The 16,219-nt window shown below is 63.3% G+C and carries 17 protein-coding genes and 1 tRNA gene; 6 read left to right on the forward strand and 12 right to left on the reverse strand.

Annotation, left to right across the window (positions count from 1 at the left end; all coding sequences use genetic code 11):
- Positions 1–135: 135 nt before the first annotated feature.
- The 3 genes from XH90_RS28585 (at position 136) to XH90_RS28595 (ending at position 2,395) form a co-directional block, all read left to right on the forward strand.
- The gene (locus XH90_RS28585; protein WP_194477614.1) at positions 136–744 is read left to right on the forward strand and encodes a DUF1134 domain-containing protein; all 609 of its coding nucleotides are present in this window, start codon (positions 136–138) and stop codon (positions 742–744) included.
- Positions 745–861: 117 nt separating this feature from the next.
- The gene (locus tag XH90_RS28590; protein ID WP_194477615.1) at positions 862–2,160 is read left to right on the forward strand and encodes a hypothetical protein; all 1,299 of its coding nucleotides are present in this window, start codon (positions 862–864) and stop codon (positions 2,158–2,160) included.
- A 160-nt stretch (positions 2,161–2,320) separates the two neighbouring features.
- Positions 2,321–2,395 (forward strand) — tRNA-Val (locus tag XH90_RS28595).
- A gap of 415 nt (positions 2,396–2,810) precedes the next feature.
- On the opposite strand, the gene XH90_RS28600 is transcribed toward XH90_RS28595, so the two are convergent.
- The 3 genes from XH90_RS28600 to XH90_RS28610 all read right to left on the reverse strand — a co-directional run bounded on the left by XH90_RS28600 (position 2,811) and on the right by XH90_RS28610 (position 3,644).
- The gene (locus XH90_RS28600) at positions 2,811–3,032 is read right to left on the reverse strand and encodes a hypothetical protein (RefSeq protein ID WP_194477616.1); all 222 of its coding nucleotides are present in this window, start codon (positions 3,030–3,032) and stop codon (positions 2,811–2,813) included.
- 50 nt (positions 3,033–3,082) lie between these two features.
- Positions 3,083–3,337, reverse strand: a complete 255-nt coding sequence (locus XH90_RS28605) for a transcriptional regulator (protein ID WP_194477617.1) — start codon at positions 3,335–3,337, stop codon at positions 3,083–3,085.
- A gap of 97 nt (positions 3,338–3,434) precedes the next feature.
- Positions 3,435–3,644 carry a cold-shock protein gene (locus tag XH90_RS28610; protein ID WP_194477618.1) on the reverse strand — a complete coding sequence of 70 codons (210 nt, stop codon included), beginning with the start codon at positions 3,642–3,644 and terminating at the stop codon, positions 3,435–3,437.
- Between the two features lie 419 nt (positions 3,645–4,063).
- Here XH90_RS28610 and rpsU point away from each other — a divergent pair, with 419 nt between their 5' ends.
- A complete protein-coding gene (gene rpsU, locus XH90_RS28615; protein ID WP_194477619.1) occupies positions 4,064–4,339 on the forward strand; it encodes a 30S ribosomal protein S21 in 276 nt (91 codons plus the stop codon).
- Here rpsU and XH90_RS28620 read toward each other — a convergent pair.
- The 5 genes from XH90_RS28620 to XH90_RS28640 all read right to left on the reverse strand — a co-directional run bounded on the left by XH90_RS28620 (position 4,329) and on the right by XH90_RS28640 (position 6,825).
- Entirely contained in the window at positions 4,329–4,607 is a 279-nt protein-coding gene (locus tag XH90_RS28620) for a DUF1488 domain-containing protein (protein ID WP_194477620.1), read from the reverse strand. The genes rpsU and XH90_RS28620 overlap by 11 nt on opposite strands.
- A gap of 118 nt (positions 4,608–4,725) precedes the next feature.
- The gene (locus XH90_RS28625; protein ID WP_194477621.1) at positions 4,726–5,022 is read right to left on the reverse strand and encodes a hypothetical protein; all 297 of its coding nucleotides are present in this window, start codon (positions 5,020–5,022) and stop codon (positions 4,726–4,728) included.
- Positions 5,023–5,260: 238 nt separating this feature from the next.
- Positions 5,261–5,743, reverse strand: a complete 483-nt coding sequence (gene greA, locus XH90_RS28630; protein ID WP_194477622.1) for a transcription elongation factor GreA — start codon at positions 5,741–5,743, stop codon at positions 5,261–5,263.
- Between the two features lie 99 nt (positions 5,744–5,842).
- Positions 5,843–6,322, reverse strand: coding sequence for a hypothetical protein (locus tag XH90_RS28635; protein ID WP_194477623.1), 480 nt, complete (start codon positions 6,320–6,322; stop codon positions 5,843–5,845).
- A gap of 152 nt (positions 6,323–6,474) precedes the next feature.
- Positions 6,475–6,825, reverse strand: a complete 351-nt coding sequence (locus tag XH90_RS28640) for a hypothetical protein (RefSeq protein ID WP_194477624.1) — start codon at positions 6,823–6,825, stop codon at positions 6,475–6,477.
- A gap of 635 nt (positions 6,826–7,460) precedes the next feature.
- On the opposite strand from XH90_RS28640, the gene XH90_RS28645 reads away from it, so the two are divergent.
- Positions 7,461–9,005 carry a heme peroxidase family protein gene (locus tag XH90_RS28645; RefSeq protein WP_194477625.1) on the forward strand — a complete coding sequence of 515 codons (1,545 nt, stop codon included), beginning with the start codon at positions 7,461–7,463 and terminating at the stop codon, positions 9,003–9,005.
- A 136-nt stretch (positions 9,006–9,141) separates the two neighbouring features.
- On the opposite strand, the gene XH90_RS28650 is transcribed toward XH90_RS28645, so the two are convergent.
- The 4 genes from XH90_RS28650 to XH90_RS28665 form a co-directional block, all read right to left on the reverse strand.
- Positions 9,142–12,270 (reverse strand): CHAT domain-containing protein, encoded by a 3,129-nt coding sequence (locus XH90_RS28650; RefSeq protein ID WP_194477626.1) that lies wholly within the window; start codon positions 12,268–12,270, stop codon positions 9,142–9,144.
- Positions 12,271–12,643: 373 nt separating this feature from the next.
- Entirely contained in the window at positions 12,644–13,063 is a 420-nt protein-coding gene (locus XH90_RS28655) for a hypothetical protein (RefSeq protein ID WP_194477627.1), read from the reverse strand.
- Between the two features lie 185 nt (positions 13,064–13,248).
- On the reverse strand, positions 13,249–13,767 hold the full coding sequence (locus XH90_RS28660; RefSeq protein ID WP_194477628.1) for a hypothetical protein: 519 nt from the start codon (positions 13,765–13,767) through the stop codon (positions 13,249–13,251).
- A 41-nt stretch (positions 13,768–13,808) separates the two neighbouring features.
- Positions 13,809–15,356, reverse strand: coding sequence for an acetolactate synthase large subunit (locus XH90_RS28665; RefSeq protein WP_194477629.1), 1,548 nt, complete (start codon positions 15,354–15,356; stop codon positions 13,809–13,811).
- 270 nt (positions 15,357–15,626) lie between these two features.
- On the opposite strand from XH90_RS28665, the gene XH90_RS28670 reads away from it, so the two are divergent.
- On the forward strand, positions 15,627–16,202 hold the full coding sequence (locus tag XH90_RS28670) for a L,D-transpeptidase (protein ID WP_194477630.1): 576 nt from the start codon (positions 15,627–15,629) through the stop codon (positions 16,200–16,202).
- The last annotated feature ends 17 nt before the right edge of the window (positions 16,203–16,219 follow it).

The raw sequence follows: 16,219 nt of genomic DNA on the forward strand, positions 1-16,219 counted from the left end.
ATCTTCCTGCCGTTGTGCCGTCATAGTTGCTGCGGATAACATCCGAGTCGAGGGGACATCCGGCGCAACCTAGAGCCGTGCCTGTTGGCGTCAGGTTAAGGGAAGCGGACCGGAATCGATACCAGGGGTTCTTTTATGACTTTCGCATCACGCCTTGCCGCAGTGGCGCTCATCGCGCTGGCTGGCTGGACCGTGCCGGCCTCGGCCCAGACGGCCGCGCCGCCGCCGGACTTGCCGCCGCCGCAGCGGACCCCGTCACCCACCACCTATGGGCCGGAAGAGCTCGTCACCGCCGGCCACCGCTTCTTCGGCAACGTCTCGCGCGGGCTCGCCTCGATCATCGAGAAGGCGGTCAGCCAATGGGGCCTGCCGAACGGCTATATCCTGGGCGAGGAAGGCTCCGGCGCCTTCGTCGCGGGCCTGCGCTACGGCGAAGGCACGCTCTACACCAAGAACGCCGGCGACCTGCGCGTCTACTGGCAGGGTCCCTCGCTCGGCTTCGACTGGGGCGGCGACGGCGCGCGCACCATGACGCTCGTCTACAACCTGCCCGCCACCAACGCGATCTACCAGCGCTTCGCCGGCATCGACGGCTCGGCCTACATCATCGGCGGCTTCGGCATGACGGCGCTCACCGCCAACAACATCGTGCTGGTGCCGATCCGCTCCGGCATCGGGCTACGCCTGGGTGCCAATATCGGCTACCTCAAATACACGCCGCGCGCGACCTGGAACCCGTTCTAGATCCCCTCTTCCGATCCAATTCCGGATTCACGTTAACAACAGGGCGGGGCTGGCTTTTTGCCGGCCCGCCATGCATTGTCCTTGGTAAATTTTTCCTTGTTTCTGGAGCTCTGACCCATGGTCGAACCGATCATGTACCTGGCGATCGGTTTCCTGCTGTCGATGCTGTGCGGGCTTGCCATCGTGCCGCTGGTGCATAACCGCGCGGTGCGCCTGACCACGCGCCGGCTCGAGGCGGCGACACCGCTGTCGATGGCGGAAATCCAGGCCGACAAGGACCAGCTCCGCGCCGAGTTCGCGATGTCGGCGCGCCGGCTCGAGATGAGCGTCGACCAGCTCAAGAACAAGACCACCAGCCAGCTCGCAGAGCTCGGCAAGAAGAGCGACGCCATCAACCGCATGAAGATCGAGCTCGGCGAGAAGAACGCCACGATCTTCGCGCTGGAGGCGCGCGAGAAGGCGGTGAAGGAACAGCTCCGCGCCACCGAGGAAGAGTTCAACGCCAAGACCGCGTCCTTGCGCGAAGCCGAGATTGCACTGACCGACAAGCAGGCCGAGCTCGCAAAAATCAATTCCGAACTGTCCGACCGCTCGATCATGGCGGAGAGCCGCCAGGTCGAGCTGGTCGCGGTGCGCGCCCAGATCGAGGAACTGAAGAACCGCGTCGGCGACGCCGAGAAGGAATTCACCGCCACGCAGGCCCGGCTGACGCAGGAGCGCTCGGACTCGGAAGTCGCCTCGCGCGAGCTTGGCGATGCCCGCGGCCGCGTCGAGAATCTGAGCCAGCGCGTCACCGAGCTCGATCGCCAGCTCGTCGTGCAGGTGAAAGAGGCCGAGATGCTGTCGGGCCGCGTCGCCGACCTCGAGGGACGCCTCGCCACGCAGGGCAAGCTGCTCGCCGAGCGCGACTACGAGAACAACCAGCTGCGCCAGAGCAACGACGGCGCCGAACGCACCATCAAGGAATTGCGCGTCGAGATCGCCGCCCTGAGCGGCGGCAAGTCGTCGGCCGCGATGGAGACGCTGCGCACCGAGAAGGCCGCGCTGGAAGACCAGCTGCGCACCGCCCGCGACGAGCGCACCAAGCTGCAGCGCGACATCAACGCGATCCAGCAGCAGGCCGAGAGCTCCTGGGCGACCGAGCGCATGGAGAACGCGCTGCTGCGCGAGCGCATCAACGACATCGCCGCCGAGGTGGCAAAGCTCGCGATGCAGCTCGAAGGCCCGAACTCGCCGATCGAGGCGCTGCTGGCGGCCGAGGCCGGCCAGCCGCCGAAGCCGGCCCCGCGCCCGGCCAATGGCATCGCCACCAACGGCGCGGCAGCAAGCCCCCTGCCCGAGGGTGGCGGGACACTGGCCGAACGCATCCGCGCGCTCCAGGCCCACGCCTCCCGCGCCCGCCAGCAGGGCGCATAATCAGCCCGAAACCCGGCCTCGCCGCCGATTTGAACGATCGACGAAAGGTTTTCCGGCCCCGGGGCGCCTGAAAACTTGACACGTCTAGCCCGCACTTCTAAATCGCGGGCTTCGATGCGCCGGCCGGCCCCAAAAGTCCGGCCGTCTGCATGATGGTCCCGGGCGCATAGCTCAGCGGGAGAGCGTTCCCTTCACACGGGAGAGGTCCAAGGTTCGATCCCTTGTGCGCCCACCACGCTTCGCCAAAAGGCTTCGCGTGGCGCAGCCACGCCCAATGATGGCGAAGCGTGTCCGGCGTAGCTCGAAGAGCGTCGACGGACCAGGCATCTTGCTCCCGCTCCGTCAAAGCCTCGAAAACAACCCCATGCACAGTAGCCGACATCAGTCGGACCGATCGGCTGCGCCTTTTCCGAAATACAATTGACACGTCGGGCAAAACAGGGGCATGATGGCAACATCTCGGAAGAGGCCCGCCGAGCCGCGTGAGCGATTGCGAGAAGGCGCAAAAGGCTTTCCACGCGAACAGGGAACGGCTCAAGGCCGAGCGACTGGCGAGGGAAGCAGAGCAGCGGAGCCGGCGCGACGGGACGTGTTAGCTAGCGCTCACCCGATCCATTGAAGACCCGCCGATGCAGACGTGGTCGAGACGATCAAAGCATCGACAGCACGACGACGCCGTCTTCGAGTTCCCCCGAGGCAAGGCGCGTGCGCGCCATATGCTCGAACTCCGTTCGATGCTTCTGGAGGTAGCTGAACGCCTGCTTCTGCGTATCGAAGGTCGTCGCAAGCCGGCACATCTGCCTGCCAGCGCCGAACGCGACGAAGAAAGTGATGGTTCCGCCTTCCGGTTTGATTCTGCGCACGACCTGCACTCTCCGGAATGGGATCGGCGCTCGAATTGCGGCGACGACGCTGAAGACGATTATCGTGCCGTTTTCCTGGAACGCTTTTTGACCGCGCGTGCGGGCGAGGCGGTCTGAAGAGCTGCGTCCGCCGCTTCCTTCTCGCGTTCCCTGGCCTCGCGAATCTCTCGGAGCCGCGCCATGTTCCTGCGCACTTCGATGGCCTGTCTCTCGACGTCCGCCAATGCGCGCATTCCCTCTTCAGCGGCGAGGCGCTTGCGATCGGAACGCGCGATGCCCTCGGGTGACAGCTCGGCCGTTTTCCTGGCGCTCATGCTTCACTCCGTTTTGCACGCGACGAAACCCGCTCAATCCTGGGATCGAGCGGGCCAAGCGGCCGTTTCAGTACATCCGTGAAACGGCACCACGATATCAAGCCAGCGAGAGATTCTCGGCGCTGACCTTGCCTCGCATCTTGTCGGTCTTGGTCTCGAAATTGACCTTCTGGCCTTCCGCTAGACCTGAAAGACCGGCGCGTTCGACGGCGCTGATGTGAACGAACACATCATTGCCGCCGTCGTCCGGCTGAATGAATCCAAAGCCCTTTTGGCCGTTGAACCACTTCACGGTACCTGTCGCCATTCTCTTCTCCAAAGCGCAGCAGCGCATGCGTGCCGCGCAACAATCACGCGGACACTTTCAATTTCGTCGATGTCTTTGGAAAAGGAGCCCGCGGGCGCATTCAACAAGGCACAGCGGCTGATCGAACGATTTCAATATACACCGCACTCGTTCTTTTACAAGGGCGGAAGCCGATTTGTTTTTCCGGCCGGTTGTTCCCGCCGGATCGGCCGAGATCGTGGCAGGCCTTGTCGATTGACTTGTCCGCGCGAGAGTGTTCACGTGACGCACGAGGTTGCATCGCGTGCGAGAGCGCATCGACCGGTCCGGAGCCGGCGACTGAAGTCGCGGCTACTATCCTGAAAAATCGCAATGAAGCTCCTGCGCAATTGGCTGCCTGCAGGACGTGTCGCATTTGCAGCCTCGAGCGAGGAACATCAATGCAGGTCGTCGTCAGAGATAACAACGTCGAGCAGGCGCTTCGCGTTCTCAAGAAGAAGATGCAGCGCGAAGGCGTCTTCCGCGAGATGAAACAGCGGCGCTCCTACGAGAAGCCGTCCGAGAAAAAGGCGCGCGAGAAATCCGAAGCCATTCGCCGCGCGCGCAAGCTCGCTCGCAAGCAGGCGATTCGGGAAGGATTGCTGCCCGCGCCGCCGAAAAAGAAGCCGTTTGAGCGCAGACCGCCTTTGCCGGAGATCAAGGCTCCTACGACCTGAAATCGATGCCGCGCAGCACGATCCCCGGCGGAGCGCCTTCGAACTCCGTCGCGCAGTATTTGCTCGCCGCGCGTGCCTCGATGCGGTCGCGCAGGCGGATGAACTGTGCTTCCCTCTGCTCGGGCCTGACATGCGAGCCAGGTTCGAGATCATCCATCGCGGCGGTCGAGATCGCGCAAGGAACTTCCCTGGCGCCGTCCTGCATCGAGAAGCGGACGATCATTCGATCGTACTCGTGGCTGATAAAGCGGCCGCGGGTCAATGCCATGGCTTACCTCGCTACGTGATCCGTTCCTCACGAGTGCAGCAATCATCGCGCGCGAACGGCCACCCGCCTTCGCGACCGTTGCACGTCACGCGTCGAGACCAGATGCCCGACGTTCGGCTCAGCCTTCTTCCGACAGCCTGACGAAATCGTCGAACAGTGCAGCCACCAGCGCACGGTGGCGGGTGTCCTCGACCGGCAGACTCGCGGCATAGAGGTTGAGCAGATAGCGGGCCTTGGTCGCGGCCTCGGGCCAGGACGCGGCCGGCACCGTCAGCATGCGATTCTCGAGGTCGGCCTCGCGCTCGCGCAGCTCCCTGACGTTGGCTTCGACCTCGGCCAATGCGCGGCGAAGCTCGGTCGCTTTCTGCGCGGCCATGCCGCGGTGCTTATCGAGATCGACGGGGTGCTCAGTCATTTGCGGTGCTCGCGTCTGCGGCTTGCGCGTTCGCAAGATCGACCGAGCCAATCGACCGGCGCGTTGCGCTCGGTGCTGCCGATGCGGATTGGAAGCCTGAACGTGACGGCTTCTCGCCGCGGGTGGATGGTCATGCACGCCTGCCCTTCGCGAGTGAAGCCCGACCGGTGCCGCGGCTGACACGACCATGCGCCCTTGCCGCAGCGATAGCCAGCACTATCGTGGGGAGGACGTGCCCTCAGGCGATCGCCAGAATCTCGGTCTCCTGCGCGCCCGCGCCCACGACATCACCCACCGCCTTCCCCATCAGCGACTTCGCGACCGGCGCGACAAACGAGATCGAGCCCGCCTTGGGATCGGCTTCGTCCTCGCCGACGATGCGGTAGGTCTGTACGCGGCCATCGGTGCGGCTGAACGTCACCGTGCTGCCGAAGGCGACAACATCCGATGATGCCGGATCGGCGACGAGCTGAGCGGTGCGCAGCCGTTCGGCGAAGTATCTGACATCGCGCAAGGGCACTGCCGACTGCCGGCGCTTTTCGTTGACGTCGTCGATGGCTTGCGCGGCTTCATAGGCCTCGCGCGCTTGGTGGAGCTGCGTCTGCAACGCCTTCAAGCCCGTCTCCGTCACGAGGTTCGGATGCGGCGAGATCGGGCGATCCGGCAGCAACGTCTCGGAGGCCGTCTCGGCGCTCTCTTCTTTGGTAAAGGCGACGCTCAATTCGATATCCTGTCGAACGGTTTTGGCGTGATCGCCGCGTCATTCCACCGCAGTCCATCGAAATGAACTGCGTCGAAGCGCCCCTGCGATCGTCCTCCACTATATCTCAAGTTCGACGAAACGGCGCAGCTTGAAGACGAGATCGGGCAGCGCCTGGCGGAACCGCGTCGCGTTCTGGAAATTGGTCGAGAACGGCGCGAAGGTGATCATCGCGTTCCAGTGCCTGTAACCGTAGACCGTGACCGAGACGCCGGACGCCGGAAAATCCTCGATCTTGCGGAGTTCGCCGAGCACGAGCTCGGCAATCGCCTCCGCCGGCAGGAGTCGCTTGCCGCCGGGTGTCACGGGTTGAGCGGCAGGCGCGATTGGCTTTGAAGCTGCCGCGTCATCGGATGCATCCTGGAGCTTCGGCGACTCGGCTTCCGGGATCTCAGGCACCGCAGCGACGGGTTCGGCCGCCGGCGCGGCCGGCGTGAAGTCGGCGAGCGGCGGCGGGCTGGCGCCCTCTGCACGCTTGTTGCCTCCCAGGATGCTGCTGATCATGGCCACCAGGCCAGCATCCTTTGCGTCGTCACTCATCACGGCTCCCCCCGGCTTGGCCCAGTCTAACACCGGGACCGCGGACCGCCACAGGGGGCAGCCGATCAGATCGCGCCGTCGCTGCTGCATGGCTTCCGGCCAATTCCACCGCAGCGCAAGGCGGAAAACGCCTCACGCCGCGGCGGCGCCGGTCACTGCTTCTCGAACGGAATATACTGCTGATATTGCTTCGGCACGGAGCTGCGATAGCGCGCCGGAACGGTGCCGCTGTCGATCGAATGATCGATCTCCTGCTGCCGCGTCATCTTCTTCTTCGGCTTCTTCTCGGCGCTCTTCTTCGAGCCGGCCGGCGCGGTCGAATTGTCGGTGGTCGCGGCCGGAGCCGTGGTCGCGGTTGGAGCCGTGGTTGCGGCCGGCGCCGCGCTGGTTGCGGCGGCCGGCGGCGTGCCACCCTCGGCGGGCGCGCTCTGCGCCAGCGCGAGCGGCGTGTGCATGACGAGCGCCAGTGCCGCAGTCGCGGCCAGCAAATATGATCTTTGCATCAGAACCTCCAAAATGCCTGATCCCCAATGACGGAAGCTCAAGTCCCGCGGGATCGACGCGTGCAAGTGCGCCGAGGATAGGCGGGACCACGGCTGCAAAATGTGGCCGAGGTCACATGCCACGCCGGCCCGCCGCATCATAGGCCGATGCCGGGCGCGGCGCACGCCCCGATACCAGGACATTTGCGGCATCGTGCCGGACGAGTCCCGGACCACGCGAGTGCCTCGCGACGACTTGCCGGACCTTTGCCCCAGTGGCGGCATCGATCCGCGCCACGCATCCGCCAAGCCCGCAGCTTTTGGTGACGCGGCATATGTGCACCATTGCAATTTTTACGCGAACACGATTCCGGGCACGACGATCGCTCTGCCGATTAGGTCGGCGAGGCTGACGTTGCTTCCATGCGCCGACGTCGATGACGAGAATGTTATTCGGAATCGACACACGAAAAATTTGCGAAGCGCATCCGCAGCTTGATCGCGGTGCCGTCTCGCGAATCCGGATCGACGTCGCGCGATGTGTGAAACAACGCATTGCGACGCCGGATTCCGCGATCTAGCCTCACATGCATATTCTATTGCGAACAACTTTAACTTTAGTTGCTTGCCGTCGTAACTTTTCATGGAGGTCCTTTATGAGCAGTCGTCACGCCATTACCCCCCGCGGTCTCAACGCCACCCGCTCGCCGCTGTCACAAGGCCGCTTCGGCCGCATGTTCCGCACGCTGACACCGGCGAAATTCGGCCCGAACGAGGCCGACAACATCGCCAACCTCTCGGCACTCGCCGACAACATGGTCGGCGATTTCGATCCGCCCAAGGATGGGCCGGACGCGGAAGAGAGCGGGATTCCCGCGCTCTACACATATTTCGGCCAGTTCGTCGATCACGACATCACCTTCGATCCCGTGAGCTCGCTGACCAAGCAGCAGGATCCGGACGGGCTCGTCGACTTCCGCACGCCGTCGTTCGATCTCGACAATCTCTACGGGCGCGGTCCGAACGACCAGCCCTTCATGTACGACAACACAGGCAAATTCCTCCTCGGCGACCCGCTGACCGGCACCGGCGTTTCCAATGCCTTCGACCTGCCGCGCTTCAGGGGCCGCGCACTCATCGGCGATCCCCGCAACGACGAGAACAGCATCGTCTCGCAGTTCCAGGGGCTGATGCTGCGCTTCCACAACCGCATGGTCGACGACAACGACGGCCTCTCGTTCCAGGACGTGCAACAGCGCGTCCGCTTCCACTATCAATACGTGGTGCTGAACGACTTCCTGCCGCGCATCGTCAATGCCGCCGTGCTGAACGATCTCAGGACCGGCGGCCACTACGATCGCGGCAAGCTCGCCTACTATCACTGGAAGACGTTCCCCTACATGCCGGTCGAGTTTTCGGTCGCGGCCTACCGGCTCGGGCATTCCATGATCCGGCCCGGCTATCGGCTGAACGACGCCGACAACATGCTGCTCCAGATCTTCCCCGATCCGAACAATCCCGACAACAACGCGCTGACCGGCTTCCGCGCGATGGGGCCGGGACGCGCGATCGACTGGGGACGCTTCATCGACATCGACACGCGCCCCTATGGCGTCGAGGACGACGGCACCAATCCCGACAACAAGCGGCGGCTCCAGTTCGCCTATCGCATCGACACTTCGCTGGTCGATCCGCTGCGCAAGCTGCCGCCTGAGGTCGCCTCCAATCCGTCGTCGCTGGCGCTTCGCAATCTCGAACGCGGCTGGCGGCTCGGGCTGCCGTCGGGCCAGGCGGTCGCCAGGGCGATGCACCAGACGCCGCTGACCGACGAGCAGATCGTCGTCGGCCGGGCCGTCGACAATCCCGATCCGGTCGGCGACCCGCAAGTTCCGATCGCGTCGATCGCGAACGGCGTGTTCAAGGGCAACTGCCCGCTCTGGACCTACATCCTCGCCGAAGCGCGCCAGTTCGCGACCTCGGTCACGGTCCCCGCAAGCGGCGCGCCTGCGACCGGCATCAAGACGCCGCAGCTCGGGCCGGTCGGCGGACGCATCGTCGCCGAAGTCTTCCTCGGCATGATGTTCGGCGACGCCTCCTCCGTGCTGTCGCTCGATCCTAACTGGGCGCCGGTGACCGGTTCCAACTTCGCGCTGAAGGACCTCGTGACCTACGCGCTCGGTGGCGGCGCTCCGCTGCATTGAGCTTGTAGTGACTGGTGCTTAAGGGTCGCTCGCGCGAAGCGGGCGGCCCTTTTGCCAAAGACGAGCTGCCCGATGGTCTACCTCTCTCGGACCGGGACAACACCAACTTGCGTCGCGCTCCCTTTTTTCGAGGCGATCAACGCGTGCCGCCGTCGCCCAAGATGGTATAGGGCGCCCAAAACAACGGGTGAGCGTAAGTGAACTCTGTCTTCCCGTCGGGGCCGACATAACCCGGCCCGTCCATCAGAGCCATCATCGCCTGCCGTAGCGCCTCAGCGCGCGTCAGCTTGGGATCATCTGCCTGGCGCTTGAATAGATCGGTGACCAGCTCCTTTGCCGATTGCGAATGAACCGACCAGTTGGTTACGAGAATGGCCCGTGTGCCTGCATAGAAGAACGCGCGGCCGAGCCCAGATGCTGCTTCCGCGCCGGCCCCTTCCCCGGCACCCGTATTGCAGGCCGAAAGAATGACCCAGTCCGCGTCGAGCCTCAGTTGCAAGATTTCCTCCATCGTGAGCAACCCATCGCCGTCGACGCCGGCGACGGCAGGCGCGGTCAGCGCCAAAGCAGGCTGCGTCAGCCCGTCGAGTTCCCCCGTCGCGAGGCCATGCGTCGCGAAAACGACGATCCTGAAGCTGGACAAATTCGTCGTCTTGACGACCTTTTCGTTGGCATCCCTCCCAAGCCTCAGCACTTTCGACGGATCGACCCCCAGCGCAAGCGCGATCGACTTGAGTTCGTCGGCAGTGTCCGGAAGCCGTGGCAGCATCGCGAGCTCGGCGCTGTCAATGCCTTCCAGCTTCGGAATTGATCTCCGACTTAATGGCCGGCGACGCATAGTTGAGGCAGCCGAGGGATTGACAGGCTCGTTCGTTTCTTCCGCCTCCTCGGCCTGCTGTTCGTTGAAGAGCGGGTCACCGAATGCGATGAGTTGGCTGCGTCCGGAAGCGGCCGCCGGCAGGGAACGCAGGGTACGAAGTGCCGACAATGATGGCAGAGTAACGACGTCATGCGTGCGAGCCAGCCAAGGAACATTCCGGTAACCTGCGAAGAGCGGACCGTCGTCGGATTTGAGCACGGATGGCGCGGTCGGCAACAGCGACAGCGGTAGCAGCCCGAGCGCACCGTTCGTCACCACGATCAGGCTTTTCGACTGCTTCCAGCCGGCTTCAACGGGCTTCAGCAGGAGGGAATAGAGTTGATAACCGAGGCCGACGTCGAAGGGCGGGATATCGGAAATCAACGCCGCTTCCGGCTCCAAGGCTTCCCGCAGCTTTTTTATCTTGCTTTTGATTTCATCGGGCTTGGCTTCAACGGAAGCAAAAGCGATCGGGCCGCTCTTTGGGACCGCCCAGACAAAGCTCGCATCGTCTCCAAAGTAGAACGACAGAGCCGCTTCGCCGTCGTGAAGAGCGTCCTTGATCTGTGCTATGCTAGGCGGCTTCGGATTGACGAGATCAGCATAGGCGGGGAACCGCCCGTTCATCTCGGCACGAGCCACGTCCCGATCGACACGCAATCGCGCAATCGAACTCTCGACGTCGTGCAGGATTTTCTCGTCGCGCTCGCTTGACGGCACATTTAGAAGATTATTGAGCGAGCCGACCCGAGCCCTGAGCTGCTTACTCAGATCCTGCTCATTGCGCACCAGCTCGGCGAGCGCCGGATCCTTTGCCGCCACGCGTGCGCTCGACTCGGCCAAAGCCTGCTGCACTGCGTGCCCGCGAATGGAGTCCGCCAAGATGAAAGTTTGCGCAGCAATGTCGTCAGCTGGGCTTCGGGTTGTTGCGAGGAGCTTGATGTAGTTCTCGACGATGAACTTCAGTCGGGCCTCAGCCTTTGCCACAACCGCAGCATCATTATCATCAGAGTCCTGTTGCGCCGCTTGCAGCACCGGCAACGCGAGCTTGAACTCGTGGATTGCTTCGGCGCCTCTGCCTGCGCGCATCAAGGCAATGGCCAGAACGCCCCTTGCAGAGGCGCTATCATAATTGCTCTCGCCGAAACGTGCGACCTCGTGTTGAACAAGTGCCTGCGCGGCGCCGAGCGCTTCCTCGTTTCTACCTGAAGCCAAGAGCGCATTGATCCGCGTGGCGTTCCACAGCAAACCCTCCCGTTGCCGGGCATCCCAGGTGGCAACCGCTTGGTCGAGTTGGTCGAAGACCTCATTTGCCTCATCCGCTTTCCCTTCGCCGGTCAGGATAGAACCGAGCCAAGAGAGAGCGTAGGCACTATTCGGATCCGCGTCGCCGATACCAAGCGTGCGCTGGATGTCGAGGCCCGTTCGTACGAGCCTCTCGGCCTTTGAGAAGCGGCCTTCCCAATTCAGGATGTTGGCAAGACGAGTGACGTAGGGCGTTGTCAGACGATTGTACTTGCCGTCCGCCTTGAGACGCGAAAACAATGCGATGCGAGCGTCCGACTCGGCTTCAGCCAGCCGTCCTTGCCGTGATTTCATCGTGGCGATATTCAGCAGAAATGAATCGGTCTGTCTCTGCAGGTCCGAATCCAGCGGCACGTCCGGGTCTGTTTTTGCTAGCTTGTCGAAGACCTCGATCGATTTCATTCTGAACTCGCGTGCCCGAACATAGGCGGCCTCGGCACTACGATACTGGCCTCGCGCGGCGAAAATGACCGCTTGCATCCATGCAATTGAACATTCCCATGAGCTGCCTCTGATGCGGTAGGCTTGCCAGCGGGGGTTGCCACTGCGCGCCTCCTCGATGAGGGCCAGTGCTTGTCGTAAGTACTCGTCAGCCCGCGGCAGGTCCCCCATGGCAACCGCAATATTGACAGCGAGATGGTGCAGGGGGAACAAATTACCCCTTGTGCGCGGTTGATCGGCTTCGGCCATCAGCCGTTCTGCCATCGCGAGGGCGCGCTTGTAGTCACCCACCGTCTTGAGCCTGCTCGCGACATCCATCCCGATCCGCATCGCAAGACGATGGTTGCCGACCGCCCGCGCGGCGACGAGCGCGTGCTGACTGTCGGCCAGCGCATCGGCCGAGCGCCCCAGGATTCCCCTCGCCTCGGATCGGGCGTAGTAGAATTGCGCCAGCGGCCCTTGCGAAAGGTCGTCAGAAGGTTCCGCGTCGGCGGCAGATTTCATTCTAGCCAGAGTGGCGGGATCGGGCTTTTCGCTATCGAGAATCGCGGTGATATCCGCAATCGATCGCGGCGGAGGAAGAAAGCTTGCCGGGAGCGGGACGCCAACATTTGATTCTGTGGCTTTGCCGTTCGGTGTTTCGCAGGCATGCTTTTGCAACGCGTCACGAGAGCATTCATCGGGTTGTGCCTGCAGGGGACCGAGCGTTAGTACAAGGCAAAGGACGATTGTCCACCCTGACCACCTGTCCATGCGGAGTCCTCGCTCAAGCGCAGCCCGATGGAGACTGCGAGTAAATTGCAACTTGATCTCAGTCGTTGTTTCTCTAACGGGACAGGTCGTGCACTGCAGGTCTTCGAAAAATTCAAAACTACTTTCAGGAGGAACAAGAAGGAGATGGCGCCATTTGCGTCCCTGGCACGCCTATGCTGCACGGACACCAAAAACGGAATCGTTTAGCTCGGCAGCGCAGCGATTCGCTCGACGGGACCGTACTCCGGCGAGAGCAAGCGTCGACCAGAATGCAGAACACTCACTTCGGTGAACAGGACCGGTAACCAAATTTCCTGATCATGTCCCGCCCTGAGATGGTGGTGAAGCTGGTCGTTTCCATGATGTGATTTGCGACGAGGTAGCCGCGCAGCGAGCCATTGTAGGAGTTCATCATCCTCTGCGTACCTTTGGGGGTTTCGGCCGCATGAAACAATAGTTCGGCATTCGGGTCGACACAGACGTTCTTCAATTTGAGGAACATTGTGCAGGCCGACTGACAATGACCTTCGATTCGGAAAGGTTGACCGCTCTCGGAGATCTGCTTGCGGACTTCACCAAATTGCTTGGTTTGACCACCCATCCCGTAACGGGACGAGGAATCCTGAGCGAGAGCGTGTTCACAATAGAGCAGTGACGAAAAGACGAAGAAAAGTGACGCGACTCGAAATCGGTCCAGCATAAAAATTCCTTTTTGATTTATCTATGGACAATCAGTTGGAGAGCAAAATCTTGGTGTCAGTAAGCGACAAGCCGACCTCAGGTAATCAGTCTATGCCACGCTAACGAATAGTCAAATGTCCCACGGGTCGCGTCGCTAACCGTCTTCCGCTCTGCCTCGATATCTCACGTTTATGAGTAGGCGCCCTAACGCGCCGCCCCAAAGCCGGTTTCCGCGAGCCGCTCCGCGAACCAGAGCGACTGCGCCGGATCGACCACGCCGCTGACATAGACCTCCGACATGGTCACGTTGTGCTGGTCGAGCACCAGCAGCACGCCGATCCAATAGGCGAACCAGACATGCGGATCGGTCAGCGCCATCAGCTTGTGCTGATCGTGCTCCAGCGGCGTATGATTGCTCGCCTTGCGGATTTCGACGGTCAATAGGTTGTTCGGGATCTCGCGCTGATGCACCACGACATCGGGATAGATCGACTTGCCGAGATGATCGTCGGTCGAGATGATGGTGCCGTGCGGCAGGTGCAGCGTCCGCTCGCCGAGCCGGTCGTAATTGCAGTCGACCGACCAGCCGGAAAACTGCCGCTCGAGATGGACGGCGAAGCGGTGCGTGATCGCACGCTCGCCGATGTCCTTCTCGAACAGGAAGCCCTCGTGGGCGTAGAAGTCCCGGAGCGCCGCGATCACCTTGTTCAGCTCGGTCTGCATTTTGCCTCCGGGCTCTCGGCGCTCCGTCGCTTGCGCGCCCCTTACATCTGGACTTCGATCAGCCGTGGCCCCGGCTCGGCGACGGCCTCTGCCAGCGCCTTGTTGAACTCGTCGGCGTTGGTGACGGCGCGGCCCGGCACGCCCATGCCCTTGGCCAGCGCGACGAAATCGAGCGTCGGGCGATCGAGGCGGAGCATGTCGTTGGCGCGCTGGCCGGGCTCGCCGGCGCCGACATTGTCGAACTCGCCGCGCAGGATCTGGTAGATGCGGTTGGCGAACACGATGGTGACGATGTTCAGATTCTCGCGCGCCTGCGTCCACAGCGACTGGATCGTGTACATCGCGCTGCCGTCGCCGACCATGGTGATGACCTTGCGGTCCGGGCAGGCGATCGCGGCACCGATCGACAGCGGCGTGGAGAAGCCGATCGAGCCGCCCATGTTCTGGAGCCAGTCGTGCGGCGCGGCTGCCGCGGTCGGCGGGAAGAAGCCGCGGCCGGTGGTGAGGGATTCGTCGACCATGATCGCGTTCTCGGGGATCGCACAGGCGATCGCCTGCGCGATCGAGGCGAAGGTGAGCGCGCCGGTCGGCTTGACCAGTTCCTGCAACGCCTGCGGCTTGACGTCCCTGGCGCTGGCCCTCACGGCGCCGGCGAGCGCTTCCAGCGCCGCCACCGAATTCTCGCCCCAGGAGGTCATGCGATGGACCTCGCAGCCCTCGGGCTTGAGCATGCTCGGCTTGTTCGGATAGGCGAAGAACGCGACGGGATCGTCTGACTCGACCAGCACGATGTGACGGAACTTGGCCAGCATCGGCAGCGCGTTCTCGATGACGTAGTGGATGCGGTCGATCGAGAAGCGGCCGCGGCCGCGCGCCATCTTCGGGCGGAACGTCGGGCCCATCACGGTGCAGCCGGTCTTGCCGGCGATGCGCTCGGCCAGCGCCAGGCCGTGCTCGCTCAGCGCGCTGCCGGTCATCAGGAGCAGCGTGCCCTCGCCGTCGCCGTGCAGGATCTTTGCGGCCTGCTCGACCGCCTGCGGCGAATAGCTGGCGCGCTGCTGCTCGGCCGGAACCTCGGCAATGCCATCGGCCTCGTTCCAGGCGGTGTCGGCGGGCAGGATCAGGGTCGCGATCTGCGGCGGCGCGCTCCTGGCGGCGGCGATCGCCGCGGCACCGTCGGCGGCGACCGATTTGGAATTCGGCGAGGTGCGGACCCAGGACGACATCGGCCGGGCCAGGCCCTCGATGTCGGAAGTCAACGGCGCGTTGTAGTCGATGTGGTAGACGGCGTGCTGGCCGACGATGTTGACGATGCCGGAATTGGCCTTCTTGGCGTTGTGCAGATTGGCAAGGCCGTTGGCGAGGCCGGGGCCGAGATGCAGCAGGGTCGAGGCCGGCGAGCCCTTCATGCGGAAATAGCCGTCGGCCGCCCCCGTCACCACGCCCTCGAACAGGCCGAGCACGCAGCGCATGCCCGGCACGCGGTCGAGCGCCGCGACAAAATGCATTTCGGAGGTGCCCGGGTTGGTGAAGCAGACGTCCACCCCGCCCTTGACCATCGTCCGCACCAGGCTTTCCGCACCGTTCATTCTTCTTGCTCCCGCAACCGGCGATTTCCAGTGATCCCTGCGATCAATCATTGTTCGCTGGCCCGGTCAAAGCAATAGCCGGCATTGCGACCCTGCCCCGCATGGCAATCCGCCGGTTTGGCTAATGCTTTTTTCGACAAATTGGCGCGGTTGCCGATTTGGTAACGCCATCCGCCGGGGGATGCCCTGTCTCACGGGGCCGTGGCTTGCGAAATGCCCGCAAGTATGGCCTGTGGCTGTCGTTGAATCGATTTTTTTCTGGGGGAAGCAATGATCCGGTTTTTTGCCGCGCCGATCACCGCAATGGCGCTCTTGCTGGCCGGCGCGGCCGGCGCGTCCGCGGCGGGGATGGTCGACTTCACGGGCACCAGCTCCACCGGCTTTCTCGGCGGCGGCGCGAGCCCGATCCCCCGCACCACCGTCATGTACAACGGCAATTATGCCCCCGGCACGATCGTGGTGAACACCGCCGAGCGCCGGCTCTATCTGGTGCTCCAGAACGGCCAGGCGCTGCGCTACGGCATCGGCGTCGGTCGCGACGGCTTCCGCTGGGGCGGAGTGCACAAGATCACCGCCAAGAAGGAATGGCCGGATTGGACGCCGCCCTCGCAGATGATCGCCCGCCGGCCCGACCTGCCACGTCACATGAAGGGCGGCATCGAGAACCCGCTCGGCGCGCGCGCGATGTATCTGGGCTCGACTCTCTACCGCATCCACGGCTCCAACGAGCCGGAGACGATCGGCCAGGCGGTCTCCTCGGGCTGTTTCCGCATGACCAATGACGACGTCACCGACCTCTACGGCCGCGTCGGCGTCGGCACCACCGTGGTCGTACTCAACAACTGATCCGCGGACACGGCGGG

The sequence above is a fragment of the Bradyrhizobium sp. CCBAU 53338 genome (assembly GCF_015291665.1).
GTDB lineage: Bacteria > Pseudomonadota > Alphaproteobacteria > Rhizobiales > Xanthobacteraceae > Bradyrhizobium.